The organism is Pseudomonas sp. JV245A, assembly GCF_032424515.1.
Lineage (GTDB): Bacteria > Pseudomonadota > Gammaproteobacteria > Pseudomonadales > Pseudomonadaceae > Aquipseudomonas > Aquipseudomonas protegens.
The window spans coordinates 23,271-47,832 of sequence record NZ_VYKE01000034.1; the positions used below are offsets into that span (position 1 = coordinate 23,271).

At 61.2% G+C, this 24,562-nt stretch carries 24 protein-coding genes; 8 read left to right on the plus strand and 16 right to left on the minus strand.

Annotation, left to right across the window (positions count from 1 at the left end):
- Positions 1–115 precede the first annotated feature (115 nt).
- Positions 116–640 (plus strand): GspH/FimT family protein, encoded by a 525-nt coding sequence (locus F6S12_RS12575; protein WP_041774482.1) that lies wholly within the window; start codon positions 116–118, stop codon positions 638–640.
- Here the strand turns inward: F6S12_RS12575 and ispH are convergent, their stop codons facing one another.
- The 6 genes from ispH to murJ all read right to left on the minus strand — a co-directional run bounded on the left by ispH (position 641) and on the right by murJ (position 8,097).
- Positions 641–1,588 carry a 4-hydroxy-3-methylbut-2-enyl diphosphate reductase gene (gene ispH / locus F6S12_RS12580; protein WP_011063546.1) on the minus strand — a complete coding sequence of 316 codons (948 nt, stop codon included), beginning with the start codon at positions 1,586–1,588 and terminating at the stop codon, positions 641–643.
- A gap of 102 nt (positions 1,589–1,690) precedes the next feature.
- Positions 1,691–2,143 carry an FKBP-type peptidyl-prolyl cis-trans isomerase gene (gene fkpB, locus F6S12_RS12585; RefSeq protein WP_011063547.1) on the minus strand — a complete coding sequence of 151 codons (453 nt, stop codon included), beginning with the start codon at positions 2,141–2,143 and terminating at the stop codon, positions 1,691–1,693.
- On the minus strand, positions 2,136–2,648 hold the full coding sequence (gene lspA, locus F6S12_RS12590) for a signal peptidase II (RefSeq protein ID WP_011063548.1): 513 nt from the start codon (positions 2,646–2,648) through the stop codon (positions 2,136–2,138). Before lspA ends, fkpB begins: the two co-directional genes overlap by 8 nt.
- Complete coding sequence (gene ileS, locus F6S12_RS12595; protein ID WP_015637091.1) at positions 2,641–5,472, minus strand: isoleucine--tRNA ligase; 2,832 nt, start codon at positions 5,470–5,472, stop codon at positions 2,641–2,643. The genes lspA and ileS overlap by 8 nt, the downstream gene beginning before the upstream one ends.
- Positions 5,473–5,485: 13 nt before the next feature.
- The gene (gene ribF / locus F6S12_RS12600; RefSeq protein WP_161466726.1) at positions 5,486–6,430 is read right to left on the minus strand and encodes a bifunctional riboflavin kinase/FAD synthetase; all 945 of its coding nucleotides are present in this window, start codon (positions 6,428–6,430) and stop codon (positions 5,486–5,488) included.
- Between the two features lie 128 nt (positions 6,431–6,558).
- On the minus strand, positions 6,559–8,097 hold the full coding sequence (murJ, locus tag F6S12_RS12605) for a murein biosynthesis integral membrane protein MurJ (protein WP_161466725.1): 1,539 nt from the start codon (positions 8,095–8,097) through the stop codon (positions 6,559–6,561).
- Positions 8,098–8,349: 252 nt separating this feature from the next.
- Here murJ and rpsT point away from each other — a divergent pair, with 252 nt between their 5' ends.
- Entirely contained in the window at positions 8,350–8,628 is a 279-nt protein-coding gene (rpsT, locus tag F6S12_RS12610) for a 30S ribosomal protein S20 (protein WP_007924739.1), read from the plus strand.
- A gap of 116 nt (positions 8,629–8,744) precedes the next feature.
- On the opposite strand, the gene F6S12_RS12615 is transcribed toward rpsT, so the two are convergent.
- From F6S12_RS12615 to rplU, 5 genes are all read right to left on the minus strand, one after another.
- Entirely contained in the window at positions 8,745–9,206 is a 462-nt protein-coding gene (locus F6S12_RS12615; protein WP_011063552.1) for a CreA family protein, read from the minus strand.
- 19 nt (positions 9,207–9,225) lie between these two features.
- Positions 9,226–10,344 carry a glutamate 5-kinase gene (gene proB / locus F6S12_RS12620; protein WP_077934802.1) on the minus strand — a complete coding sequence of 373 codons (1,119 nt, stop codon included), beginning with the start codon at positions 10,342–10,344 and terminating at the stop codon, positions 9,226–9,228.
- A gap of 186 nt (positions 10,345–10,530) precedes the next feature.
- The gene (gene cgtA, locus F6S12_RS12625) at positions 10,531–11,754 is read right to left on the minus strand and encodes an Obg family GTPase CgtA (protein WP_011063554.1); all 1,224 of its coding nucleotides are present in this window, start codon (positions 11,752–11,754) and stop codon (positions 10,531–10,533) included.
- Between the two features lie 195 nt (positions 11,755–11,949).
- Positions 11,950–12,207, minus strand: a complete 258-nt coding sequence (gene rpmA, locus F6S12_RS12630; RefSeq protein ID WP_003228360.1) for a 50S ribosomal protein L27 — start codon at positions 12,205–12,207, stop codon at positions 11,950–11,952.
- 35 nt (positions 12,208–12,242) lie between these two features.
- Positions 12,243–12,554, minus strand: coding sequence for a 50S ribosomal protein L21 (gene rplU / locus F6S12_RS12635; RefSeq protein WP_003228361.1), 312 nt, complete (start codon positions 12,552–12,554; stop codon positions 12,243–12,245).
- A 378-nt stretch (positions 12,555–12,932) separates the two neighbouring features.
- On the opposite strand from rplU, the gene F6S12_RS12640 reads away from it, so the two are divergent.
- The 3 genes from F6S12_RS12640 to F6S12_RS12650 all read left to right on the plus strand — a co-directional run bounded on the left by F6S12_RS12640 (position 12,933) and on the right by F6S12_RS12650 (position 14,838).
- On the plus strand, positions 12,933–13,901 hold the full coding sequence (locus F6S12_RS12640) for a polyprenyl synthetase family protein (RefSeq protein ID WP_011063556.1): 969 nt from the start codon (positions 12,933–12,935) through the stop codon (positions 13,899–13,901).
- Between the two features lie 121 nt (positions 13,902–14,022).
- Positions 14,023–14,364 carry a zinc ribbon domain-containing protein YjdM gene (locus tag F6S12_RS12645; RefSeq protein WP_011063557.1) on the plus strand — a complete coding sequence of 114 codons (342 nt, stop codon included), beginning with the start codon at positions 14,023–14,025 and terminating at the stop codon, positions 14,362–14,364.
- 204 nt (positions 14,365–14,568) lie between these two features.
- Positions 14,569–14,838, plus strand: coding sequence for a hypothetical protein (locus F6S12_RS12650; protein WP_015637094.1), 270 nt, complete (start codon positions 14,569–14,571; stop codon positions 14,836–14,838).
- Positions 14,839–14,928: 90 nt separating this feature from the next.
- On the opposite strand, the gene F6S12_RS12655 is transcribed toward F6S12_RS12650, so the two are convergent.
- The 3 genes from F6S12_RS12655 to F6S12_RS12665 form a co-directional block, all read right to left on the minus strand.
- A complete protein-coding gene (locus F6S12_RS12655) occupies positions 14,929–15,546 on the minus strand; it encodes an FKBP-type peptidyl-prolyl cis-trans isomerase (protein ID WP_007924751.1) in 618 nt (205 codons plus the stop codon).
- A gap of 127 nt (positions 15,547–15,673) precedes the next feature.
- Entirely contained in the window at positions 15,674–15,979 is a 306-nt protein-coding gene (locus F6S12_RS12660) for a DUF6482 family protein (protein WP_011063559.1), read from the minus strand.
- A gap of 135 nt (positions 15,980–16,114) precedes the next feature.
- A complete protein-coding gene (locus F6S12_RS12665) occupies positions 16,115–16,603 on the minus strand; it encodes a TIGR00645 family protein (RefSeq protein WP_015637095.1) in 489 nt (162 codons plus the stop codon).
- Between the two features lie 162 nt (positions 16,604–16,765).
- Between F6S12_RS12665 and F6S12_RS12670 the strand changes: the two genes are divergently transcribed.
- Positions 16,766–18,592, plus strand: coding sequence for a hypothetical protein (locus F6S12_RS12670; RefSeq protein WP_161466723.1), 1,827 nt, complete (start codon positions 16,766–16,768; stop codon positions 18,590–18,592).
- A gap of 3 nt (positions 18,593–18,595) precedes the next feature.
- Here F6S12_RS12670 and F6S12_RS12675 read toward each other — a convergent pair whose 3' ends face one another.
- Together F6S12_RS12675 and F6S12_RS12680 are read right to left on the minus strand one after the other, a co-directional pair.
- Complete coding sequence (locus F6S12_RS12675) at positions 18,596–18,937, minus strand: hypothetical protein (protein WP_015637097.1); 342 nt, start codon at positions 18,935–18,937, stop codon at positions 18,596–18,598.
- Positions 18,938–19,151: 214 nt separating this feature from the next.
- The gene (locus F6S12_RS12680) at positions 19,152–21,590 is read right to left on the minus strand and encodes a Lon protease family protein (RefSeq protein ID WP_015637098.1); all 2,439 of its coding nucleotides are present in this window, start codon (positions 21,588–21,590) and stop codon (positions 19,152–19,154) included.
- A gap of 276 nt (positions 21,591–21,866) precedes the next feature.
- Between F6S12_RS12680 and F6S12_RS12685 the strand changes: the two genes are divergently transcribed.
- Together F6S12_RS12685 and F6S12_RS12690 are read left to right on the plus strand one after the other, a co-directional pair.
- Positions 21,867–22,355 carry a DUF3015 domain-containing protein gene (locus F6S12_RS12685; protein WP_011063564.1) on the plus strand — a complete coding sequence of 163 codons (489 nt, stop codon included), beginning with the start codon at positions 21,867–21,869 and terminating at the stop codon, positions 22,353–22,355.
- A gap of 92 nt (positions 22,356–22,447) precedes the next feature.
- Positions 22,448–24,301: a DUF4105 domain-containing protein gene (locus tag F6S12_RS12690; protein WP_026020072.1), complete on the plus strand. Its 1,854-nt coding sequence runs from the start codon at positions 22,448–22,450 to the stop codon at positions 24,299–24,301.
- The last annotated feature ends 261 nt before the right edge of the window (positions 24,302–24,562 follow it).

Here is a 24,562-nt window from a genome sequence, read left to right on the forward strand (position 1 = left end):
GTCATCGGCTATAACAGGCAAGCGCCCGGACCCTCCATAGACCGGCGCTTTGGCCATTTGCTCAATGAACACGCACGGATTGCGTGAAACCGTCGTCCCCAGGGAGGGAGACCCCATGCATGAGAAAGGCTTCAGCCTGATTGAACTGCTGACCACACTGGTTCTGCTGGCCCTGCTGCTGCCGCTTTCCGGTAGCGCCATGAGTGAGCTGCTGCGCTCCAATCGCCAGCAGGACGCCGCGCAGATGCTCGCCAGTGGCCTGCGCAACGCCCGGGCGGCAGCGATCCTGCACCAGCGCACGGTCCTGATCCATGGGCTGGAAGACGACTGGAGCCGGGGCTGGAGGATCATCCTGGATATCAGCGGCAAGGGCGCCCAGGACGCACGCAACCCGCAACTGATCGAGCGCCAAGGCAGTGGGCAGGTATTGATCGTGGGCAATCGCCCGGTGCAGCACTTCGTGCGCTTCAGTGCCCTGGGCCATCCGCTGCTGCCCAGTGGCGCCTTCCAGGCCGGAACACTCCATGTCTGCCAGGCAGGCCAGGAGTACAGCCGCCATCAAGTGGTGCTGTCACGTAGCGGGAGGGTCAGCCTGCGCAGCGAAAACGCCGAGCAGGCCTTGTGTGCAGGCGTCGGCTGATCAGAGCAGCGAGCGAACCCGCAGCTCTTTGGGCATGGAGAAGGTGATATTTTCTTCGCGGCCGGCCAGCTCATCGGCGCCGGTGGCACCCCAGGCCTGCAGTTGCTGGATCACGCCACGCACCAGCACTTCCGGGGCCGAGGCGCCGGCGGTAATGCCGATGCGCTCCACACCATCGAACCAGCTGCGCTGCAGGTCTTCGGCACCGTCGATCAGGTAGGCCGGGGTGGCCATGCGTTCGGCCAGCTCGCGCAGGCGGTTGGAGTTGGAGCTGTTGGGGCTGCCGACCACCAGCACCACGTCGCATTCGTCGGCCAGTTGCTTGACCGCGTCCTGACGGTTCTGCGTGGCGTAGCAGATGTCATCCTTGCGCGGCCCGCCGATGGCCGGGAAACGTGTACGCAGGGCATCGATCACCCGGCTGGTGTCATCCATGGACAAGGTGGTCTGGGTCACGAATGCCAGGCGCTCGGGGTTGCGCACCTGCAATTCGGCCACATCCTTTTCGTCTTCCACCAGGTAGATGGCGCCGCCATTGCTGGCGTCGTACTGGCCCATGGTGCCTTCGACCTCGGGATGGCCGGCGTGGCCGATCAGGATGCATTCACGGCCGTCGCGGCTGTAGCGCGCCACTTCGATATGCACCTTGGTCACCAGCGGGCAGGTGGCGTCGAACACTTTGAGGCCACGACCTGCAGCCTCGCTGCGCACCGCCTGGGAAACACCGTGGGCGCTGAAGATGACGATGACATCATCCGGCACCTGGTCCAGCTCTTCGACGAAGATCGCTCCACGATTGCGCAGGTCTTCGACGACAAATTTGTTGTGCACCACTTCATGCCGGACGTAGATCGGCGGCCCGAAGACTTCCAGGGCGCGATTGACGATTTCGATCGCCCGGTCCACGCCGGCGCAGAAGCCACGGGGGTTGGCGAGTTTGATTTGCATGCTGTGCCTCGTGTCTTGCGCGCAAGAAGTTAGATCGTTGTAGACAGCGGATCGCCTGCAGCCGGCTCCTGGATAATAGAAGACGGCATGCCGGCGATGCTTTTAAAGCGCTTTGACGTCGATGATTTCAACGTCGAAGGTCAAGGTCTTGCCGGCCAGCGGGTGGTTGAAATCGATGGTCACCTGCGCGTCATCGAAAGTTTTGACCACACCTGGCAACTCGGTGTTCGCCGCATCGTTGAAGATCACCAGCAAGCCTTCCGAAAGCTCCATGTCCTGGAACTGCGAACGCGGGATGACCTGCACGTTCTGCGGGTTGGGCTGGCCGAAGGCGTTTTCCGGTTCGATGGTCAGGTTGCGCTTGTCGCCGGCCTTGAAGCCGAACAGCGCCGCCTCGAACCCTGGCAGCAGGTTGCCATCGCCGACCTTGAAGGTCGCCGGGGCCTTGTCGAACGTGCTGTCTACGGTGTCGCCGTTCTCCAGGCGCAATGCGAAATGCAAAGTGACTTCCGTGTTCTGACCGATGCGTTGCTCAGTCAATACCTGTTCAGTCATGAACGGCTTCTCCGGTTTTCTTGCTCTTGAACATATCCAGGGCCAGCATCACCGCGCCAACGGTAATGGCACTGTCGGCGAAGTTGAATGCCGGGAAGTACCAGCGGTTCTGCCAGTGCACCAGGATGAAATCGATCACATGGCCCAGTGCGATGCGGTCGTACAGGTTACCCAGGGCCCCGCCCAGCACCAGCGCCAGAGCGATGGCCAGCCAGGTTTCATTGCGCCCCAGACGCTTGAGCCAGACCACCAGCACCGCACTGACCGCAATCGCGATCAGGGCGAACAGCCAGCGCTGCCAGCCGGAGCCGTCAGCGAGGAAGCTGAAGGCGGCGCCGGTGTTGTAGGCCAGGGTCCAACTGAAGTAATCCGGGATCACCACAATCTGCTGGTACATGCTCAGCGAACTTTCGAAGTGCAGCTTGCTGACCTGGTCGATGACCAGGACCAGCACGCTCAACCACAGCCAGCCCAGACGGCCGAAACGGCCTGCGGCGTTAGGCATAGTGACGGACCTCGCCTGCTCCGCTGATGTTGTCTACACAACGACCGCAGATTTCCGGGTGCTCAGGGTGCACACCGACGTCTTCACGGCAGTGCCAGCAACGGGCGCACTTGGGGAAGGCCGACTTGACGACTTTGAGCTTGAGGCCCGGTACTTCGGTGGCCACGGCGTCCGCTGGTGCCTGGGCAAACGGGGCCAGGCTGGCGGTCGAGGTGATCAGCACGAAACGCAGTTCGTTGCTCAGCTTGGCCAGGTCAGCGGCCAGGCCATCCTCGGCAAACAGGGTGACTTCGGCTTGCAGGTTGCCACCGACGGCCTTGGCCGCGCGCTGAACTTCCAGCTCCTTGTTCACCGCAACCTTGACGGCCATCACGCCTTCCCAGTACTCGCGGCCCAGTTCGAAGTCCGCGGGCAATTCGGTCAGGCCTTCGTACCAGGTGTTGAGCATCACGGATTCGTTACGCTCGCCCGGCAGGTATTCCCACAGCTCATCGGCGGTGAAGGCCAGGATCGGTGCGATCCAGCGCACCAGCGCTTCGGAGATGTGGTACAGCGCGGTCTGCGCCGAGCGGCGCGCCTTGCTGTTGGCGCCGGTGGTGTACTGGCGGTCCTTGATGATGTCGAGGTAGAAGCCGCCCAACTCCTGCACGCAGAAGTTGTGCACCTTGGAGTAGACGTTCCAGAAGCGGTATTCGCCGTAGTGCAGCTCCAGCTCGCGCTGCAGCAACAAGGTACGGTCCACGGCCCAACGGTCCAGGGCCAGCATGTCTTCGGCCGGCAGCAGGTCGGTGGCCGGGTTGAAGCCGCTCAGGTTGGAAAGCAGGAAACGCGCAGTGTTGCGGATCCGCCGGTAGGCGTCGGCGCTGCGCTGCAGGATCTGATCGGAAACCGCCATCTCGCCGGAGTAGTCGGTGGCCGAGACCCACAGGCGCATGATGTCGGCACCCAGGGTGTCGTTGACCTTCTGTGGCGCGATCACGTTGCCCAGGGACTTGGACATCTTGCGGCCGTTCTCGTCCACGGTGAAGCCGTGGGTCAACAGTTCGCGGTACGGCGCGTGGTTGTCGATGGCGCAACCGGTGAGCAGGGACGAGTGGAACCAGCCACGGTGCTGGTCGGAGCCCTCCAGGTACAGGTCGGCCCGCGGACCGCTTTCGTGGCCCATGGGGTGCGAACCGCGCAGCACGTGCCAGTGAGTGGTGCCGGAGTCGAACCAGACGTCCAGGGTGTCGCTGATCTTGTCGTACTGGGCGGCTTCGTCGCCCAGCAGCTCAGCGGCGTCCATCTTGAACCAGGCCTCGATGCCTTCCTGCTCGACGCGCTGGGCCACTTCTTCCATCAGCTCGACAGTGCGTGGGTGCAGGTCGCCGCTTTCCTTGTTCAGGAAGAACGGGATCGGCACACCCCAGTTGCGCTGGCGGGAGATGCACCAGTCCGGGCGGTTGGCGATCATCGAGTGCAGGCGTGCCTGGCCCCAGGCCGGTACGAACTGGGTGTCTTCGATGGCTTGCAGGGCGCGTTGGCGCAGGGTGTCGCCGGCTTCCGGCTGCTTGTCCATGCCAACGAACCACTGCGCGGTGGCGCGATAGATCAGCGGGGTCTTGTGGCGCCAGCAGTGCATGTAGCTGTGGCTGATGGTTTCGGTGTGCAGCAACGCACCGACTTCGCTCAGCTTGTCGACAATGGCCGGATTGGCCTTCCAGATGAACTGGCCGCCGAAGAACTCCAGCGATGTCGCGTAGACACCGTTGCTCTGCACCGGGTTGAGGATGTCGTCGTTGACCATGCCATAACGCTTGCAGGTCACGAAGTCGTCTTCACCATAGGCCGGGGCCGAGTGAACCACGCCAGTGCCAGCACCCAGCTCCACGTATTCGGCCAGATACACCGGCGACAGACGATCGTAGAACGGATGACGGAAATTGATCAGTTCCAGGGCCGAACCTGGAGCCGTGGCAATCACCGAGCCTTCCAGGTTGTAGCGGGCCAGGCAGGATTCCACCAGCTCTTCGGCCAGCACCAGCAGGCGTTCGCCGGTGTCGACCAGGGCATAGTTGAACTCAGGGTGTACGTTCAGCGCCTGGTTGGCCGGGATGGTCCAGGGGGTGGTGGTCCAGATCACGATGGCAGCAGGCTTGGCCAGCTTGGCCAGGCCGAAGGCGCCGGCCAGCTTGGCTTCGTCGGCGACCGGGAAGGCCACGTCGATGGTCGCGGACTTCTTGTCCTGATACTCGACTTCTGCTTCAGCCAGGGCCGAGCCGCAGTCGAAGCACCAGTTCACCGGCTTCAGGCCCTTGAACACGAAGCCGCCCTTGACCATTTCCGCCAGGGCACGGATTTCGCCGGCCTCGTTGGCGAAGTTCATGGTCTTGTAGGGATTGGCCCAGTCGCCCAGCACACCCAGGCGGATGAACTCGGCCTTCTGCCCTTCGATCTGCTCGGAAGCGTAGGCGCGGCACAGCTCGCGGGTCTGGTCCGAGGACAGGTTCTTGCCGTGGGTCACCTCGACCTTGTGCTCGATCGGCAGACCGTGGCAGTCCCAGCCAGGAACGTAAGGCGCGTCAAAACCCGCCAGGGTTTTCGAGCGGATGATCATGTCCTTGAGAATCTTGTTGACCGCATGACCGATGTGAATCGAGCCGTTGGCATAGGGAGGACCGTCGTGCAGTACGAACTTGGGACGATCCTTGCCAATCTCGCGCAACTTTCCGTACAGGCCAATGCTGTCCCAACGCTGCAGAATCTGTGGTTCGCGCTGAGGCAGGCCGGCCTTCATTGGGAAGGCGGTGTCCGGAAGGTTTAACGTGGCTTTATAGTCGGTCATTTAAGGCTCTTCATTAGCGATTGGCGCTATGGATACGTGCCACTTGGGCACGGGCGGCGGCAACATCCGCATTGATCGCCGTCTTCAACGCCTCCAGGGAGGCGAAACGCTGCTCTTCACGCAGCTTGTGGTGGAAAACCACCGTCAAACGCCGGTCATACAGATCGCCGGCAAAATCTAAAAGATGTACTTCCAGGTGGGCCTTGCCATCACCTGCGACCGTGGGCCGCACGCCGATATTGGCGACGCCGGGCCAGGTCTTGCCATCGAGATCGACACTCACCAGGTACACCCCGGAAAGCGGCACGCGACGGCGTTTCAACTGCACATTGGCAGTGGGCGTACCCAACTGGCGCGCCAGTTTCTGGCCGTGCAACACCCGCCCGGCAATGCGGTACGGGCGACCCAGCAGGCGCTCGGCCAGATCGAAATCGGCGGCGGCCAGGGCATTGCGGACCTGGGTACTACTCACCCGCAGGCCGTCGAGCTCGACGGTCTGCGCCGCCTCGACGGTAAAGCCGTGGGTGGCTCCGGCCTGCTGCAGGAAGTCAAAATCACCGACCCGGTCGCAACCGAAGCGGAAGTCATCACCCACTTCCAGGTGCTGTACACCCAGGCCATCCACCAGGATTCGCTCGACGAACTCGCTGGCGCTGAGTTTGCTCAGGCGCTGGTTGAAGGCCAGGCACAGCACCCGGTCGACACCGGCGTCAGCCAGCAACTGCAGCTTGTCCCGCAGGCGGGCCAGACGCGCCGGAGCCGTCTCGGGGGCAAAGAATTCCCGCGGCTGGGGCTCGAAAATCACCACGCAGCTGGGCACGCCCAACTCGAGCGCACGTTCGCGCAGCCGGCCCAGGATAGCCTGGTGACCACGGTGAACACCGTCAAAGTTGCCAATAGTGGCGACGCAGCCCCGATGCTGGGGGCGCAGATTGTGGAGGCCTCGAACCAGCTGCATAACGCGCTTCTTGCTCATAAAGTGGTCGATTATAACCACACCCGGCGGCCGACGACAGGCAGCACCGCACCCAATGTGGTTGATCCGACAAAACCGATGCCTGCCCTGCCCTGGCGACTAAACAGCCGTCAGTTCAAGGCCTTGCGATTGAAGTCGCGCAAACGGAAGCCCAGCAGCGCCAGCATGCCGAAATATGCCACCACCCCAGCCACCACCAGCACGCCCAGGCGCAGGAACCGCTGGAGCATATGGCCTTGATCCCAGGCCGGCATGAAATGCATCAGGCCCAGCAATACCGCGGACATGACCGCTACCGCCAACAGCAACTTCAAGGTGAACCGCCCCCACCCTGGCAGCGGCTGGAACATCTGTTGCTTGCGCAACTGGTAGAAAAGCAGTCCGGCGTTGATACAGGCCCCGGCGCTGATGGCCAGGGCCAGGCCCGCGTGTTTCAGGGGGCCGATAAAGGCCAGGTTCAGCAGTTGGGTGACGATCAGCGTAAAGATGGCGATTTTCACCGGTGTACGAATGTTCTGCTGCGCATAGAAGCCCGGCGCCAGCACCTTGATCACGATGATCCCCAGCAAACCCACGGCATAAGCCACCAGCGCACGCTGGGTCATGGACGCATCGAAGGCACTGAACTCACCGTATTGGAACAGTGACACGGTCAGCGGCTCGGCGAGGATACCCAGGGCCAGGGAGCACGGCAGCACCAGGATGAAACACAGGCGCAGGCCCCAATCGAGAATCCGCGAATACTCGTGGCGGTCCTTGCTGGCGTAGGTCTTGGCCAGGGTCGGCAGAAGAATGGTGCCCAGCGCCACCCCCAGCACACCGGACGGCAGCTCCATCAGGCGGTCGGCGTAATACATCCACGACACCGAACCGGCTACCAGGAAAGAGGCGAAGATGGTGTTGATGATCAACGAGATCTGGCTCACCGAAACCCCGAGAATCGCCGGCAGCATCTGCTTCATCACCCGCCAGACCCCGGTATCCCGCAGGTTCAGGCGTGGCAGCACCAGCATGCCGATCTTCTTCAGGTACGGCAGCTGATACAGCAACTGCGCCAGGCCACCAGCCAGCACCGCCCAGCCCAGAGCCATCACTGGCGGATCGAAGTACGGCGTGAGAAACACCGCAAAAATGATCATGCTGACGTTGAGCAGGGTCGGCACGAAGGCCGGCACCGAGAAACGATTCCAGGTATTGAGGATTGCCCCGGCCAGAGACGACAGCGAGATCAGCAATATATAAGGAAAGGTCACCCGCAACAGGTCAGAGGTCAGGGCGAACTTTTCCGGAGAGTCGACGAACCCCGGTGCCGTGGCCCAGATCACCCAGGGCGCGGCGATGATGCCCAAAGCCGTCACCAGCGCCAGGACCAGGGTCAGCAGACCCGAGACATAGGCAATGAACGTACGGGTCGCCTCTTCCCCCTGCTGGCTCTTGTATTCCGCCAGGATCGGCACGAACGCCTGGGAGAACGCTCCTTCGGCAAAGATGCGCCGCAGCAGGTTGGGCAGCTTGAAGGCAATGAAGAAGGCATCGGTGGCCATCCCGGCACCGAAAGTGCGCGCGATGATGGTGTCACGCACAAACCCCAGTATCCGGGAAAGCATCGTGATAGAGCTGACGGCGGCCAACGACTTGAGCAGGTTCATGAAAAGGTTTTGCGCCTTGTAGATAAACAGCAGGCGAAAAGACACCCACTTATGCGATACTCCGCGCCGCAACAGCACAGAGCCAAAGCTCGCGAGTTTACAGGTCAAGCGCCGGAAATAAATATCCCGCCTCTTCAGATCGACCACTCAGCGGAACGCATCACCCGCCCTTGACAAGACTTCAACTCATCGGCATGATTCGCGGCCTATTTTGTTTGCTATTTCCCAAAAAGTCTTTCGAGGAGCTCGACGGTGGCCAACTCACCTTCCGCCAAAAAACGTGCAAAACAGGCTGAGAAGCGTCGCAGCCACAACGCCAGCCTGCGTTCCATGGTTCGTACCTACATCAAGAATGTAGTTAAAGCCATCGACGCAAAAGACGCTGAAAAAGCGCAAGCTGCTTATGTTCTGGCTGTGCCAGTTATCGACCGCATGGCCGATAAAGGCATCATCCACAAGAACAAGGCTGCTCGCCATAAAGGTCGTCTGAATGGCCACATCAAGGCTCTGAACCTTGCTGCTGCAGCCTAAGCGACACGCTTGTTAAAAAACCGACCCAAGGGTCGGTTTTTTATTGCCCGCGTTTTACCCACCCGGCAAACCAGCCCCGCCCCCAACAGAGGGCCAGCATGCCAGGAGAAACTCCGTTACGGGTGCGGCCAGGGCAGGATCGGGATAGCCGTCACCGCATTCTGCGGACTACCCTCGATCAGGCGATCGCTGTAGACCAGGTACACCAGGGTATTGCGCTTCTTATCCAGGAAACGCACCACCTGCATGGTCTTGAATACCAGCGAGGTGCGCTCCTTGAATACCTCGTCGCCATCCTTGAGCTCACCCTTGAACGCAATAGGCCCCACCTGACGACAGGCAATGGAGGCCTCCGCACGATCTTCCGCCAGGCCCAGGCCACCCTTGAGCCCACCCGTCTTGGCTCGCGACAGATAGCACGTCACCCCATCGACCTTGGGATCATCGAACGCCTCGACCACGATCCGATCATTCGGCCCGACAAACTTGAACACCGTGGACACCTGGCCAATCTCCTCGGCCGAAGCCATGAACGGCATCGCCAAGAGCAAGCCCAACAATCCTTTTGCTACGCGCATACGTTTTTCCTTACGCCACTTACACCAGAATCAGGTTATCGCGGTGTACCAATTCAGGCTCCGCCATATACCCCAGGACACCGACAATAGCGTCGGACGGCTGACCAATGATCTTCTGCGCCTCAAGCGCACTGTAGTTGGCCAGGCCACGAGCAATCTCACGACCATCCGGCGCTACGCACACCACCATCTCACCACGCCGGAAACCACCCTGGACCTGCTTGACCCCCACCGGCAACAGGCTCTTGTTACCCTGGGACAGAGCCGACACCGCCCCCTCATCCAGCACCAGGGTGCCGCGGGTCTGCAGATGCCCGGCCAGCCACTGCTTGCGCGCCGCCAGCATGCCGCGCTCCGGCGACAGCAAGGTGCCGATGCGCTCGCCAGCCTTGAGGCGGTCCAGCACGCGCTCCAGACGCCCACCAACGATGATCGTATGCGCCCCGGAACGCGCAGCCAGCCGCGCCGCACGCAACTTGGTCTGCATGCCGCCACGCCCCAGCGCACCACCCGTACCACCAGCCACCGCATCCAGCGCCGGGTCGTCGGCCCGCGCCTCATAGATCAGCTGGGCATCAGGATTGTTACGCGGGTCGGCATCGAACATGCCGTCACGGTCGGTAAGAATCACCAGCAGATCAGCCTCAACCAGGTTGGCCACCAGCGCCGCCAGAGTATCGTTGTCGCCAAAGCGGATCTCGTCGGTCACCACGGTGTCGTTCTCGTTGATCACCGGGATCACTTTGAGCTCCACCAGGGCACGCAAGGTACTGCGAGCATTGAGGTAGCGCTTGCGATCGGAGAGGTCGTCATGGGTCAGGAGAATCTGTGCAGTATGCCGGCCATGCTCGGCAAAGCTCGACTCCCAGGCCTGCACCAGCCCCATCTGGCCGATGGCCGCAGCGGCCTGCAACTCATGCATCGCACTCGGTCGTGCGGTCCAGCCCAGGCGACTCATGCCGGCCGCTACAGCACCGGAGGAAACCAGTACCAGCTCGACGCCAGCCTCATGCAAGGCCACCATCTGCTCCACCCACACACCCATTGCCGTGCGATCCAGCCCCTTGCCGTCCGCCGTCAGCAGCGCACTGCCGATCTTAACGACCCAGCGCTGCGCACCTGTCACCTTGCTCCGCATCTTATTCAACCTTTGCCAGCGAGCGACGCGACCGAGCGCCACTCATGGGGTTATTCGTATTTGTATCCTGCAGACACCAAAACGCCGCTCAAATGAGCGGCGCCTTGGAAGCTGGCTTGGCTGCGATGATAACACCGCACCCTGCCAGATAAACCGTCTTCGCGGGGCAAGCCCGCTCCTGCCGAATCAGTCGCGGACGTAAATGATTTCCGGACCATCTTCATCGTCAACGTCTTCTTCGTCCCAGTCATCATCACCGATGTCATGGACGCTCTTCACGCCACTGCGGCGCAGAGCACGCTGATCGTCGAGGGCTTGCAACTGGGCACGCGCCTCGTCTTCGATGCGCTGATCCAGCTCAGCCAACTCGTCGGCATAGGCAGGGTCGGCTGCCAGGCGATCGGCACGATCCTCCAGGTAACGCATGATGTCGCGGCTCAGGCGCTCGGTACCATCCTTGGAGATGGCCGAGATCACGTATACCGGCCCCGTCCACTCCAGGCGATCAACGATTTCCTTGACCCGCTCTTCACGCTCTTCCTCGAGGATCTGATCGGACTTGTTCAGCACCAGCCAGCGCTCGCGCTCGGCCAGGGACGGGCTGAACTTCATCAACTCATTGACAATCACCTCCGCCGCATCCGCCGGACTGCTTTCATCCAGCGGCGCCATGTCCACCAGGTGCAGCAGGATGCGCGTACGCGCCAGGTGCTTGAGGAAGCGAATCCCCAGGCCGGCACCATCGGAAGCACCCTCGATCAGACCCGGAATGTCGGCGATCACGAAGCTCTTCCAGCGATCGACGCTGACCACACCCAGGTTCGGCACCAGGGTGGTGAACGGGTAATCGGCCACCTTCGGCTTGGCCGCGGACACCGAGCGGATAAAGGTACTTTTGCCCGCATTCGGCAAGCCCAGCAGACCCACGTCCGCCAACACCTTCAGCTCCAGCTTGAGATCACGCTGCTCACCCGGCTTGCCCGGAGTGGTCTGGCGCGGCGCACGGTTGGTACTGGACTTGAAACGGGTGTTGCCCAAACCGTGCCAGCCGCCCTGCACCACCATCAACCGCTGGCCAGCCTTGGTCAGGTCGCCAATGACTTCCTGAGTGCCCGCATCAATGATCGTGGTACCGACCGGAACCCGCAGCTCCAGATCCTCACCCTTCTTGCCGGTACAGTCGGTACTGCCGCCGTTGGAGCCGCGCTCGGCATCGAAGTGCCGGGTGTAGCGGTAGTCCACCAGGGTATTGAGGTTTTCGTCGGCGACCATGTAGATCGAGCCGCCATCACCACCATCACCACCGTTGGGACCACCGTTCTCGATGAACTTTTCCCGACGGAAACTCATGCAACCATTGCCGCCGTCGCCAGCCTTTACTCGAATCGATACTTCATCAACAAACTTCATGTTCAAACGCCTCTCGCCACACGGGCGAGCTGAAAAGCACTAAGACATAAGACTCTTGCAAAAATGAGCGCAGCGACCTCAATCAACGACCGAAACATCCAACGCTGGCAGCTCGTACAAACAGTTTTGCAAGAGACTCATCCCACAAACGAAAAAGCCCCGTCGCGAGACAGGGCTTTTCCAGCGATCGCGCAATTAAGCTGCGACGACGCTCACGTAACGACGACCGAAGGCGCCTTTTACTTCAAACTTGATCACGCCTTCGATTTTCGCGAACAGGGTGTGATCTTTACCCATGCCAACGCCGTAGCCAGCGTGGAATTGGGTGCCGCGCTGACGCACGATGATGTTGCCGGCCTTGATGACCTGGCCGCCATACATCTTCACGCCAAGGCGTTTGGCTTCTGAGTCGCGACCGTTACGGGTACTACCACCAGCTTTTTTGTGTGCCATGAGTTCAATTCTCCTAGTGAGGAATTAGGCTGAAATTAAGCCTGAATACCGGTGATTTTGATCTCGGTGAACCACTGGCGGTGGCCCATACGCTTCATGTGGTGCTTACGGCGACGGAACTTGATGATGCGGACTTTATCGTGACGACCTTGGGAGATCACTTCAGCCTTGACGGTTGCGCCAGCAACAACAGGTGCGCCGATGTTCACGTCGTCGCCGTTGGCGACCAACAGAACGCGGTCAAAAGTCACGGATTCGCCAGTAGCGACTTCCAGTTTTTCGATCTTCAGGTATTCACCTTCAGCGACCTTGTATTGCTTACCGCCGGTAACGATTACTGCGTACATGGTATTTCTCCGATAATCCTGCTCACCCAGCTCTTTATAAGAAGAGGTATTGGCTGGCATGGCTGCATGGGGCTGGAACGGCCCAAGTGCAATTGCGTAAGGCAGGTGCTGCCCAGGAAGTTCAGGGTGCGCGATTGTACGCAAGGCTCAATGGCCTTGCAAGTGCCGTTCAGGCCACGTCGGACAACGCTGCCAGCCCTGGCGCCGGGGACCTAACCCCCTGAAACCAGGGTTTAATGGCAGCACGCGACTATACCCCAGTGTTTTACCCTGACAAATTACAGCCCGTCGGGGCTTTAGCCTTGCGGGACCGCGCCTTGACACCCGCGGACGTGGGTCCTAGCATGCCGCGCAACCCTTCTGGAGCACCTGTCGCTGATGCAACCCCAAGCTTTCTACCGCGCGGTGGCGGACGATTTTAGCGCCGTCGACGGCATCATCAAGAAACAGCTGACCTCCCGAGTTCCGCTGGTTTCCAAAATCGGCGATTACATCACCTCGGCCGGAGGCAAGCGCCTGCGTCCTTTATTGGTGCTGCTGTGCGGCAAGGCCCTGGGCCGCGAAGGCGACGACCTGCGCCTGCTGGCCGCTACCATCGAATTCCTGCACACCGCCACTCTGCTGCATGACGACGTGGTCGACATGTCCGGCATGCGCCGTGGCCGCTCAACCGCCAACGCCATGTGGGGCAACGCTCCCAGCGTACTGGTGGGCGACTTCCTGTACTCGCGCTCGTTCGAAATGATGGTCGAGCTCGGCTCGATGCCGGTCATGCGCATCCTGTCCCAGGCCACCCGGATCATCGCTGAAGGCGAAGTCCTGCAGCTCTCCAAGGTGCGTGACGCCAGCACCACCGAAGAAACCTACATGGAAGTCATCCGCGGCAAGACCGCGATGCTCTTCGAAGCCTCGACCCACAGCGCCGCCGCACTGGCCGGCGCCACCGAGGAACAGGCCGAGGCCCTGCGCACCTTTGGCGACCATCTGGGCGTGGCCTTCCAACTGGTGGACGACCTGCTGGACTACCGCGGCGATGCCGAGACCCTGGGCAAGAACGTCGGTGACGATCTGGCAGAAGGCAAGCCGACGCTGCCGCTGATCTACACCATGCGCGAAGGCACACCGGAGCAGGCAGCCCTGGTTCGCCAGGCGATCCAGAAAGGCGGCATCGAAGATCTGGAAAGCATCCGTGCCGCCGTCGAGGCCTCGGGCTCCCTGGACTACACCGCACAACTGGCCCGCGATTACGTCGCGCGCGCCATCACTTGCCTGGAAGCCCTGCCACCGAGCGAGTACCGCGATGCCCTGGTGGAACTGAGCGAATTCGCCGTCGCCCGCACCCACTAAACAGCCCGGCTCCTGCTCATCACAGGAGCCGGCTCGTTGCCCTGCCCCCCTTCGCCCCCTCTCGCCCACAAAACCCTATACAATGTGCGCTTTTTAGCCATCCTGACTTTGAGGAGCTTAAGTGAGCACTTTGCCACCCTGCCCAAAATGCAATTCCGAATACACCTACGAGGACGGCACCCAGCTGATCTGCCCTGAGTGTGCCCACGAGTGGTCCGCCAGCGGTGAAGCCGAAGCCGTATCCGATGAAGCCGTGAAGAAAGATTCGGTGGGCAACGTGCTGCAAGACGGCGACACCATTACCGTGATAAAGGACCTCAAGGTCAAGGGCACCTCGCTGGTGGTCAAGGTCGGCACCAAGGTCAAGAACATCCGCCTGTGCGATGGCGACCATGACATCGACTGCAAGATCGACGGTATCGGCCCGATGAAACTCAAGTCCGAGTTCGTCCGCAAGGTCTGAATCCCCCCCTCTCGCGCCCGCCGCGAGAGGGTCCCCCCCTACGCCCCTCCCCGCTCGGTCAACCCGCAACCTTGCTAGCAGAAAGCCAGTCGATTTGATCGAAAACAATTTCTGCACAGAAAAAAGCAGAAACCGCCAATAGGCACTTGCTATTCATTGAATAAGAATTATTCTCATTGAACCCCATTCAAGGAGATGACGACCATGACTTATTTGATTGATGCCTGGCTGGACCGCCCACACCCTTACCTGCGAATCCTGCATCGGGAAACCGGGGAAGTCTGTGCGGTACTGGAAGAGGAAGCCCTGAACGAGCTGCAGGACCAGGGAGATCTGGACCTGAACGGCCTGAGCTCCAGCGAACCGCTGGTACTCAAGGAATTGGTGCGCAACCTGTTTTTGTTCTGCTACGCCAGAGCCTTGCGGCCGACCGGTACCGATGGTCAAAGCCTGAGCGCAAAAATCCGTCTATGAAACCTAAGCCGATCAAGGGGCAAGCTTGCCGGCGATGAGCAGACCGCGAGTGCGCAGCCTTCATCGCCAGCAAGCTGGCTCCTACAGGGGTTACAGAACGTCCAGCAGCTCGACGTCGAACACCAGGACGCTGTGCGGCGGGATGCTGCCCACGCCTTGTGCGCCGTAAGCCAGTTCGCTCGGCACGTACAGACGCCATTTGCTACCGGCGTTCATCAGTTGCAGCGCTTCGGTCCAGCCAGCGATCACGCCGCCAACCGGGAATTCGGCAGGCTGGCCGCGCTCGTAGGAGCTGTCGAACACAGTGCCGTCGATCAGGGTGCCGTGGTAGTGAGTGCGAACGCTGTCTTCACGGGATGGCTTGGCGCCTTCGCCCTGGGTCAGCACTTCGAACTGCAGGCCGGAAGCCAGGGTGGTGATGCCTTCACGCTTGGCGTTTTCCGCCAGGAATGCCAGACCGGCACCGGCAGCCGCTTCAGCCTTGGCAGCGGCTTCAGCCTGCATGATTTCGCGGATGACTTTGAAGCTGGCAGACATTTCTTCCTGACCCACACGGCTTGGCTTACCGGCGAAAGCGTCGGTCAGACCGGCCAGGATTGCATCCAGGCTCACGCCCGGTGGCGGGTTGTCACGCAGTTGGTCGCCCAGCTGACGGCCAATGCCGTAGCTGACGCGGGTTTCGTCGGTGGACAGATTTACTTCGGACATGACACTGCTCCGCTGTGCGGACGGCTCGGGAAAGGCCGTGGAAACACAGCACCTTCCGGAGCGCCCGGAACCAAAAGGGCGAGCAGACTAGCACAGAAGTCCGGCGACAATCAGCGCAACCCCGGCGCTACCAGCCGGAGTGCAGGGTGATCGGCACCTTGAGGCTTTCCTCGGCGCTGGCAGACAACCCGCACATCTCGTCATGCACCGAGGTGTGGATCAGGTTGAACGGCAGCTTGGGAAACGACTGCAGCACTTCACGGGCATGCTCCACCGAACGCAGATGAAACATCTGCCCATGGGCATCGCTCAACGGGTATGCAGCCCCGTGCATGCGCGCCTCAAGCAGGTAGATTCCGCCTTCCAGCGAAATCAGGTTCAACTCATCGACTTTTCCGGCAATGGCGTAGGCATTCATTTCCTGCAGGTTCATGAGCGCACCTCGTGCAATTGAAAGCCATGACCCCTACAGGCATATGCCCCGCCCGGAAAAAGCACAAGCCACAAACAACGCCGCCCGTCCGTTTCACAACGGCCGGGCGGCTGGTGTCCGGTGGGCAGGGGGCGGTCAGTGCTTGGTCAGCTTGTCCAGGTACCCCATGGCAAATGCCGAGATCACGAAGGTCATGTGGATCACCACGTACCACAGCAGGTACTCGGTGGGGGTGTTCTTGGCGTCCATGAACACCCGCAGCAGGTGGATCGAGGAGATCGCGACGATGGACGCCGCCACTTTCATCTTCAGCGACGAAGAATCCATCTTGCCCAGCCAGCTGAGCTTTTCCTTGTCCTCATCGATGTCCAGCTGCGACACGAAATTTTCGTAGCCGGAAATCATCACCATCACCAGCAGGCCACCCACCAGCGCCATGTCGATCAGCGACAGCAGCACCAGGATCAGGTCGGACTCGGCCATGGAGAACACATTGGGAATAACGTGGAAGACTTCCTGGAAAAACTTCAATGCCAGTGCCAGCAGGCCCAGGGACAATCCGAAGTAGATCGGCGCCAGCAGCCAGCGTGAGGCATACATTGCATTTTCGATAAAACGTTCCATTGAATCTCGTACCCGGTGTAAAAACGGCGGCGAGTATATCAGCGCGCCAAAAGCCCATAAACCACAGACAATCCCCTGCCCCACGGGTTTTTCCAAACGTTTTTTCTGCTAGTGTCGAAGCCATTGCCACCGCCCACCGACACTGGACAGGAAGACTGGAAAATGGATTTGCGATTGCCTTTGGCCAGCTTCGGCCTTGGTCTGGCGCTGCTGATCAGCGGCGGCTGTTCACCCAGCGACGAAAAGAAGCAGGCCAGCCTCGAAGAGAGGACCGCACAGTTTGAAAAATCCCTGGACGCCATCCAGGACCCCAAGCTCAAGGACGCCATCGCCGACCTCGGCGGCTCACTGCTGCTGCTCGAGCGTGCGCAGATCAAGCTCGACAGCAAGCCGATCGAAACCGAATACGGTGACGACAGCCTGGCCCTGCTCAAGCACTACCCCACGGCCCAGGCGCTGGTGGACACCTACGTCAATGGCCTGTTCGTGCTGCGCAAGCCCTCCAGCTCGGACTACCTGACCGACCTGCAGCCGGTGTTCCCCTTCAGCTTCAACATGCCCGCGCAGTTCCCCTTTCCCCATGGCCTGGAGTGGCAGTCCGTCACCCTGAGCAACAAGAAGGTCATCCCCTTTCAGCCCGAATGGTCGGAAACCGACCCGGGGATTCAACTCAGCCCGTCCAGTTCCAACCTGACCAACCCGGATGACCTGACCGTGACCTATCCCTTCATCGAGGGCCTGGAAGTGGACAACAAGAACCAGCCGCAGCCGGTCTCGCTGCAGGGCAAGCTGGAAGTGATAGCTCCCGGCCGCACCCTGACCTTCGAACTGACCCGGGCCGACATCGGCAAGCCACGCCAGGACGGCAACATCAGCCTGACCTTGCTGGCGCTGGAAAAGAATGTCGCCGAGATCGAACTGAGCAATAACGCCGCCCTGCCTGAGGAAGCCGACGACGCCTCCCTCAACCCCTTGCTGGCGCAGGCTCGGGACAGCAGCGGGCAAATCCTCTCTCGGTCGGGCTCGATCAATGAGAGCGCCCAGCAGGTCGCCTTTTACCGCCAGCAACTGGCCGAGATGCAGAAGCAGAAGAGCTGGAGCGAGGCCTTCGAGAAGCAACTGGAGGATGAGCAGAAAGCCTTCGACCAGCAGCACACCCAGCATTACGCCAAGGTGTATTTCAACGGCCAGATCGACAAGCTGGAGGTCGCCGTACTCGACTTCGCTCAGGCCAGCGTGACCCGCAAGGACCTCGACCTGCCGGTACACCGCTTCGATCGGCTCACCACCGACAAGAACATCCAGCCACTGCCGATGCCGGTGGTGGTCTATGACGATCAGGCCGCCAGCTACCTCAAGGGCGCGGAGCTTGATGAGGATTCATTGAAAAAGTCCGTGACCATCAGCCAATCGGTGGAAGATGCCAGTGCAGCACGCATTGAGTTCAGCCATCCGCGGACCTTCAACGACGAACTGCTGGGCTCGGAGTTCAATGCCGGCGACACCCCGCTGACCTTCTTCACTCAGGACGACAAGGGCCAGCGTGGCGAACCGATCGAACTGCCGGACGAGGCCTTTGAAATCGACCCCATGCATGGCGTCATCACCTATGACCTGAACCTGTTCCCGGAAACCCCGGCCTATGCCGTCGGCTCTATCCCGCTGTTTCTCGCCAACATCGAGAAAAAGACCATCAGTGCCCAGCAACTGCCCAAGGGCCTGGATCTCAAGGGCAATGCCCTGATAGTCGACCAGAAGCTCTTTCCCGCGGATGCCTGGCGCTTCTATGCCAAGGACGACAGTGGCCAGTACCTGAAGGAGATCCTTGCCGTCAGCCACGGCGCCTCGAACAACGGGCCCGCGCTGTTCGACGTGCATTACTTCTACGGCCAGCCCAGCCAACTGGAAAGCTACGAGCGCAGCGAACTCAATGCCGTCGAATACGGCTTCGAGGTCAAACTCGACAAAGCCGAGTCGACACCACCCTAGCCATCAGTGTTCGGGATGGAACTGGAAATCCCCGGCGTGACGCCCCCGCTCACCGTTGATCTGCCGCAGTTGGGCCTGCAGATGCAGGCACCATATCTGCGGATCGTCGGCCAGTTGGTAACCGTGGGTAGTCAGGCTTTCAACGATCGAATCGAGGATCGATTCGGCCACCACAGGTCCGCAGAACGGCCCCTGGGACTTGATCGCCGAGGGTTGTTCACCGGCCATTCCGGCGGCGAAGAGAAGGGTCCACATACCGTTGTCCCCCGCCAAAGGGCGAACAATGCATTCGATACGGGTAACCAGGCCAAGGCATTGGCGAGTAAGGCAAAGGTTGCGCGACATGGCGGCGACCCTCGGTAGATCCACTATTCAGCCTTCAACGCAAGGCTGTTTCGATCCAGCGACGACTGTCGTTCTCCTTGCCCTGAGAATAGAAGAAAAGCCTGATAAACAAAGTTGACCGATCCAACAGGCGCCGAATGGTCTATTTTGAAAAATTGGCGTCAGCGGCCTGGCGCCGATGGCGAGGGAATACTCCCCTCGCCATCGAACAGCATCACGCCGGCTTGGTATCGGCCAACGCCTCCTGGGCCTGTTCCTTCTCGGCCTCCTTCAGGTCGTCTTCGCTGATCATCTCGGCAATCACCCGCAGCCGCTCCACCACACGCGCATTGACGCTGCCCTCGGGGAACTGCCCTTCGGCATCCGGCTCGCCAGCCGGCTCGCCCACCAGGAGGCTCAGGGCCTCATCGGCCTGGCGCACCGCATACACATGGAACTGCCCGGCTCGCACCGCCTGCAAGACCTTCTCGTCGAGCATCAGTGTGGCGACGTTGGCCTGGGGAATGATCGCCCCCTGCTCCCCGGTCAGGCCACGGGCCTCGCACAGACGGAAGAAGCCCTCGATCTTCTCGTTGACCCCGCCGACCGCCTGCACCTCACCAAACTGGTTGATCGAGCCGGTAATGGCGAAGCACTGCTTGAGCGGGGTTTTGGAGAGCGCCGAAATCAGCGTGCAGGCCTCGCCCAGCGAAGCACTGTCACCGTCCACATAGCCATAGGACTGCTCCAGGGCGATGCTCGCGGAAATCGCCAGGGGGAACTCCTGGGCGTAACGGCTGCCCAGGTAACCCGTGAGGATCATCACCCCCTTGGAGTGGATCGGCTGGCCGAGATTGACCTCGCGCTCGATGTCGACGATACCGCTGCCGCCGGGGTAGACCGTGGCCGAGATCCGCGCCGGCACGCCAAAGGCCGAGTCCCCGACCTCCAGCACCGTCAGGCCGTTGCACTTGCCTACCGCGGCACCATCGGTGTCGATGAGGATGATGCCCGCCAGCATGTCGTCGAGAATCCGCGCCGACACCCGCCCGGTACGCGTGGCCTTGGCCTTCAGCGCGCGCTCGATATGCCCGGCGTCGGTCATTTCATCCGAAGCCAGGTGCCGGATGAAATCGGCTTCGCTGACCAATTGGAACAGATCACCGATACGCGCCGACAAGCGTCCCTGATGCTCCGCCAGGCGCGCACTGTAGGTGGCCAGCCGCGCCACGGCGTCGGCGGTCAGTGGCGCCATGCCCTCTTCCGAGGTGCGGGTTTTCAGCAACTGGGCGAACTGCTCCAGGCTTTCATCCACCATCGGAATGTCTTCGTCGAAATCCACCAGTACCCGGAACATCTCCTGGAAGTCCGGATCCAGGTCCTGCAGCGTGTAATACAACTGGCGGGCGCCAATGATGATGACCTTGACCTGCAGCGGAATCACCTGCGGCGTCAGGGTCACAGTGGCCAGGCGGCCCATCTCGCCCAGTGGCGACTCCATCTTCAGCTTGCGCGATTGCAGGGCACGCTTGAGCGCGTCCCAGACAAAGGGTTCGCTGAGCATCTTCTCGGCTTCCAGAATCAGGAAACCGCCATTGGCCCGGTGCAAGGCGCCAGGGCGCAACTGCCGGTAGGTGGTGTAGAGCGCCCCCTGGTCGGTGCTGTACTCGATGCGCCCGAACAGGTTGTCGTAGGTCGGATGAGGCTCGAATACCACCGGGGCACCACCGCTGGCCGGGTGACCGACCACCAGGCTCGGGCAGTACTGTTCTTCCAGCAGCTTGCGCGCCACGGCGTCGGTCTTGCTGTCGTCCACCAGTTGTTCGACCACGGTCTTCAACAGATAGACCTGCATGGCCTGCAGGTAACCGCAGACCGCGGCGTTTTCCGCGTACTTCTCGGACAGCGGCGCGAGCAAGGGCTGCAGGGCCAGGGTGATGGTTTCTTCATTGAGCTGGCGCAACTGGTTGCTCGACTCGCGCTTCCATTGCGGCAGGCTCGCCAGTTCTTCGTTGAGGCGCTCCTCCAGGGCGGAAATGTCCTCGTGGAAGCGTTCTCGATCGGCCTCGGGCAACTGGGCAAACTCAGCCTCGTCCAGGGCCTTGCCTTCGAACATCGGGGTAAAGGCGATGTTGCTGCTGTCGCGGTACAGCGCCACGTCCTTTTCCAGGGCCAGGCGCTCGATCACATCCAGGGCGCGGTCATAGCGCTGGTTGAAGGCGCGATCGATGGCGCTCTTCTTCTGCTGGTACGAAGGGTGCTCGAAGACCGCCGGAAAGGTGGCCAGCAGGTTATCGATCAGGCCGTTGATGTCGCTGATGAAACTGCCCGCGGCCCCCGCTGGCAGCTCCAGTGCCCGGGGTTCCCGGGGCTCGTCGAAGTTGTTGACATAGACCCAGTCCGACGGGGTCTGCAGGCGCTTGCCTTCGGCCTTCAGATAGCGTTTGACGAAAGAGAAGCGGCCGGTGCCCGGCTCGCCCATGACAAAGACGTTGTAGCCGGGGCGCGGCATGGCCACGCCAAACTGCAAGGCTTCGACCGCACGTTCCTGGCCTAGCACACCGCGGAAGGGCTCCAGATCATTGGTTGTGGAGAAGCTGAACTGTTCAGCAGAGAAAGGACGGGTCAGCGCTTCAGGCGCAAGACGCAGGCTGGCAGCAACAGGATCAGGCATCGGGCTTCCTTACATCAGGCGGGGCAGATGGCGGCATTCTGGCGCCGGGTATGCCCGGCTGGCAAGGCGCGCCTCAGGGGAAAGCATAGACAAGCCGCAGGCCACGACCCGCACCAAGTAAAACCAGCTGTTTCAGGTATTGTTTTGTAAATAGTTACGGAACCTGAGGAACCTGCCTAAACTCCAAACTGCGCGGCTGGATAGATAACCGGCCCACTGGCGCCCACACGGGCCAGTCTCCCTGTCCATTGGTATGCACACAAAGAGAACAACGCTATGAAACGGATTCTTCTCGGTACTCTTTTCACCGCTGTATCCCTCAACGCCATGGCCCAGGCGCCAGGCGGCCCGGATTGCGGCTGGGGCAACATGCTGTTCGAAGGCCAGCGCGGCACTCCGGCGCACTTCCTCGCATCCACCACCAACGGCACTTCAGGCAACGCCACTTTCGGCATGACCTCCGGTACCAACGGCTGCTCGACCAATGCCTCGCTGACCTATGGCGGCAAGTCCTGGTTCGCCATGAACGGCATGATGAACGAGCTCTCCGAAGACATGGCCAAGGGTCAAGGCGAAGCCCTGACCACCTACGCCGTGGTACTCGGTGTAGCCCCTGAGGATCGCGCGCACTTTGCCGCGGTTACCCACGAGCACTTCCAACAGATCTTCAGCAAGGCTGACGTGACCGCGGAAGATGTGCACACCAATACCCTGGCCGTGTTGAAAAACGACGCGCGCCTGGCCAAGTACGCAACCCCAGCTTAAGCTCGCCCCACCCGCTCCTCGCGAGGAGCGGGTTTTATTTTCCGGACCTTGCCCACCTTGGGTCTTTGTATTTCCGACTTAAGTTGCCCAACATGCTCAAACGCCTTGCCTACCTGGCGCTCTGTGTCTGCGCCCCGCTGTATGCCGCGCCTCACATCGACCCTCAACGTTTGCAGCAACTGGCCAATGACCCCTTCTGGATATCCATAGGTCACTACGAAACTGCCAAGCTCGGCGGCTGGCGCAGTTATGTCAGCGACCCGAAATTCTTCCTCGCTGCCGACGGTGCCCATCATCCCGACGCTGAGCTGGCCGCGACTCTGAACGCCCTCTACGCCCCCGCCGATGCGGGTGACCAGCATGCCCAGTGCGTCTACCCGTCCCGCACCCGCTGGCTCAAGGCGCAACTGGGCCTGAATGACTTGCCTGCGGTGGAGTGCGCCGAGTTCAAGCAATGGTTCAAGGATGTCTCGCCCCACAGCACGGTGATGATCTTTCCCGCGGCCTACCTGAACAGCCCCTCGTCGATGTTCGGCCACACCCTCCTGCGCATCGATCAGGCGGACGTACAGAGCAACAACACCGCGCTGCTCAGCTACGCAATCAACTTCGGGGCCTATATCGAGGGCTCGGACAACAGCATTCTCTACGCCTGGAAAGGCCTGATGGGCGGCTATCCGGGGCTGTTCGCTCTGGTGCCCTACCAGGAGAAGCTCTCGGAATACCGCAGCCTGGAAAACCGCGACCTGTGGGAATACCGCCTGAACCTGACCCAGGCCGAAACCGAACGCATGGTGGAGCATGTCTGGGAACTCAAGCAGATCAAGTTCGACTACTTCTTCTTCGATGAAAACTGCTCCTACCGGCTCCTGGAACTGCTGCAAGTGGCGCGCCCCAGCCTGCGCCTGACCGAACAGTTCCCGCTGACGGCGATCCCTACCGATACGGTCAAGGCAGTCAAGGACGCCGGGCTGGTGGAACGCATCGACTATCGCCCGTCCCGGGAGCGGGAGCTGCTGAGCCGCGCCCAGCCCCTGGACCCGGAAGAACAGCAATGGGTGCTCAAGGTCAGCGCTGACCAGAAGCAATTGCAGGCCCCTGAGCTGAAGGCTCTGCCCCGGGATCGCCAGGCCTTGATCGTGGATGCCGCCTACCGTCTTGAACGCTACCGGGCCAACGGCCTGGAACGAGATGCGCAGCGCTCGCAACGCAGTTTCGAACTGCTGCGGGCAATCAACCAGAACCCGGCACCGGAGCTGCAGATCCAGCGCCCCGGCCTGCCGGAAGACGGCCACCAGTCGCGCACCTGGCAGCTGGGAGTCGGCACCCGGGACGACAAGGCCTTCGCCGAGTACGGCCTGCGCATGGCCTATCACGACCTCAACGACAACGCCGAAGGCTTCCCCCTGGGGGCGCAGATCGAGATCCTGCAGATGAAGCTGCGCCAGTACGAAGGCAACCACTGGCAGTTGCAACAGTTGGACCTGGCGACCATCCGTTCCCTGACCCCACGCAACGACCTGCTGCAACCCTGGTCCTGGCAGGTCACCGGCGGCCTGGAGCGAGTACCGGGCAAACACGACGACGAGACCCTGGTCAGCCACGTCAACGGCGGGGCCGGCGGCACCTGGCAGTTGGGCGAGGACACCCTGGGCTTTGTCCTGGGCACGGTGCGGGTCGAGCACAACGCCGACTTCGCCGGTTTCATCGCCCCGGCAGCGGGCTTCAACTCCGGGCTGCTGTGGAAAAACCCGCTGGGCAACTTCAGCCTTGAGGCCAAGGGCGACTACTTCACCAATGGCGAGGTACGCCGCAGCCTGAGCCTCAACCAGCAGTGGGAGCTGTCGCGCAACCTGGGCCTGCGCCTGAGCGCACAGCGGGAGTTCAGCCAACTGGCGACTCCGGTCAACGAGGTCATGCTCGAACTCAAGTGGTATCACTACTAAAGGCAGCCAGAGGCCGCTCTCAAGGGCCCTGGAAGGTGCTGCGAGCCTTGTCGCAGCCTGCACCAGCGGCCACGGATAAATGGGTTGATCACCCGGCTTTCACGGCTTGCTGACAAACGCCCTTCTAGACTTCACGCAGAGGAAGCCTGGGAGACGAAAATGTGGCGGTACGGGTGGGCAGCGCTGTTGCTGGCGCTAGTCGGTGGCTGTGAATCAACCCATGAGCATCTGCTGGCGCAGGGCTACCCGCCGGCCTTTGCC

What these genes read in the sequence shown, in the direction of transcription:
- proB (WP_077934802.1), bottom strand. Translation starts at nt 10,344, where the DNA reads ATGCGGAGCAAGGTGACAGGTGCGCAGCGCTGGGTCGTTAAGATCGGC.
- F6S12_RS12575 (WP_041774482.1), top strand. Translation starts at nt 116, where the DNA reads ATGCATGAGAAAGGCTTCAGCCTGATTGAACTGCTGACCACACTGGTT.
- ribF (WP_161466726.1), bottom strand. Translation starts at nt 6,430, where the DNA reads ATGCAGCTGGTTCGAGGCCTCCACAATCTGCGCCCCCAGCATCGGGGC.
- F6S12_RS12615 (WP_011063552.1), bottom strand. Translation starts at nt 9,206, where the DNA reads ATGCGCGTAGCAAAAGGATTGTTGGGCTTGCTCTTGGCGATGCCGTTC.
- cgtA (WP_011063554.1), bottom strand. Translation starts at nt 11,754, where the DNA reads ATGAAGTTTGTTGATGAAGTATCGATTCGAGTAAAGGCTGGCGACGGC.
- fkpB (WP_011063547.1), bottom strand. Translation starts at nt 2,143, where the DNA reads ATGACTGAACAGGTATTGACTGAGCAACGCATCGGTCAGAACACGGAA.
- F6S12_RS12680 (WP_015637098.1), bottom strand. Translation starts at nt 21,590, where the DNA reads ATGCCTGATCCTGTTGCTGCCAGCCTGCGTCTTGCGCCTGAAGCGCTG.
- F6S12_RS12690 (WP_026020072.1), top strand. Translation starts at nt 22,448, where the DNA reads ATGCTCAAACGCCTTGCCTACCTGGCGCTCTGTGTCTGCGCCCCGCTG.
- F6S12_RS12665 (WP_015637095.1), bottom strand. Translation starts at nt 16,603, where the DNA reads ATGGAACGTTTTATCGAAAATGCAATGTATGCCTCACGCTGGCTGCTG.
- F6S12_RS12675 (WP_015637097.1), bottom strand. Translation starts at nt 18,937, where the DNA reads ATGTCGCGCAACCTTTGCCTTACTCGCCAATGCCTTGGCCTGGTTACC.
- rplU (WP_003228361.1), bottom strand. Translation starts at nt 12,554, where the DNA reads ATGTACGCAGTAATCGTTACCGGCGGTAAGCAATACAAGGTCGCTGAA.
- F6S12_RS12650 (WP_015637094.1), top strand. Translation starts at nt 14,569, where the DNA reads ATGACTTATTTGATTGATGCCTGGCTGGACCGCCCACACCCTTACCTG.
- F6S12_RS12660 (WP_011063559.1), bottom strand. Translation starts at nt 15,979, where the DNA reads ATGAACCTGCAGGAAATGAATGCCTACGCCATTGCCGGAAAAGTCGAT.
- lspA (WP_011063548.1), bottom strand. Translation starts at nt 2,648, where the DNA reads ATGCCTAACGCCGCAGGCCGTTTCGGCCGTCTGGGCTGGCTGTGGTTG.
- ispH (WP_011063546.1), bottom strand. Translation starts at nt 1,588, where the DNA reads ATGCAAATCAAACTCGCCAACCCCCGTGGCTTCTGCGCCGGCGTGGAC.
- ileS (WP_015637091.1), bottom strand. Translation starts at nt 5,472, where the DNA reads ATGACCGACTATAAAGCCACGTTAAACCTTCCGGACACCGCCTTCCCA.
- rpmA (WP_003228360.1), bottom strand. Translation starts at nt 12,207, where the DNA reads ATGGCACACAAAAAAGCTGGTGGTAGTACCCGTAACGGTCGCGACTCA.
- F6S12_RS12685 (WP_011063564.1), top strand. Translation starts at nt 21,867, where the DNA reads ATGAAACGGATTCTTCTCGGTACTCTTTTCACCGCTGTATCCCTCAAC.
- murJ (WP_161466725.1), bottom strand. Translation starts at nt 8,097, where the DNA reads ATGAACCTGCTCAAGTCGTTGGCCGCCGTCAGCTCTATCACGATGCTT.
- F6S12_RS12655 (WP_007924751.1), bottom strand. Translation starts at nt 15,546, where the DNA reads ATGTCCGAAGTAAATCTGTCCACCGACGAAACCCGCGTCAGCTACGGC.
- F6S12_RS12670 (WP_161466723.1), top strand. Translation starts at nt 16,766, where the DNA reads ATGGATTTGCGATTGCCTTTGGCCAGCTTCGGCCTTGGTCTGGCGCTG.
- F6S12_RS12640 (WP_011063556.1), top strand. Translation starts at nt 12,933, where the DNA reads ATGCAACCCCAAGCTTTCTACCGCGCGGTGGCGGACGATTTTAGCGCC.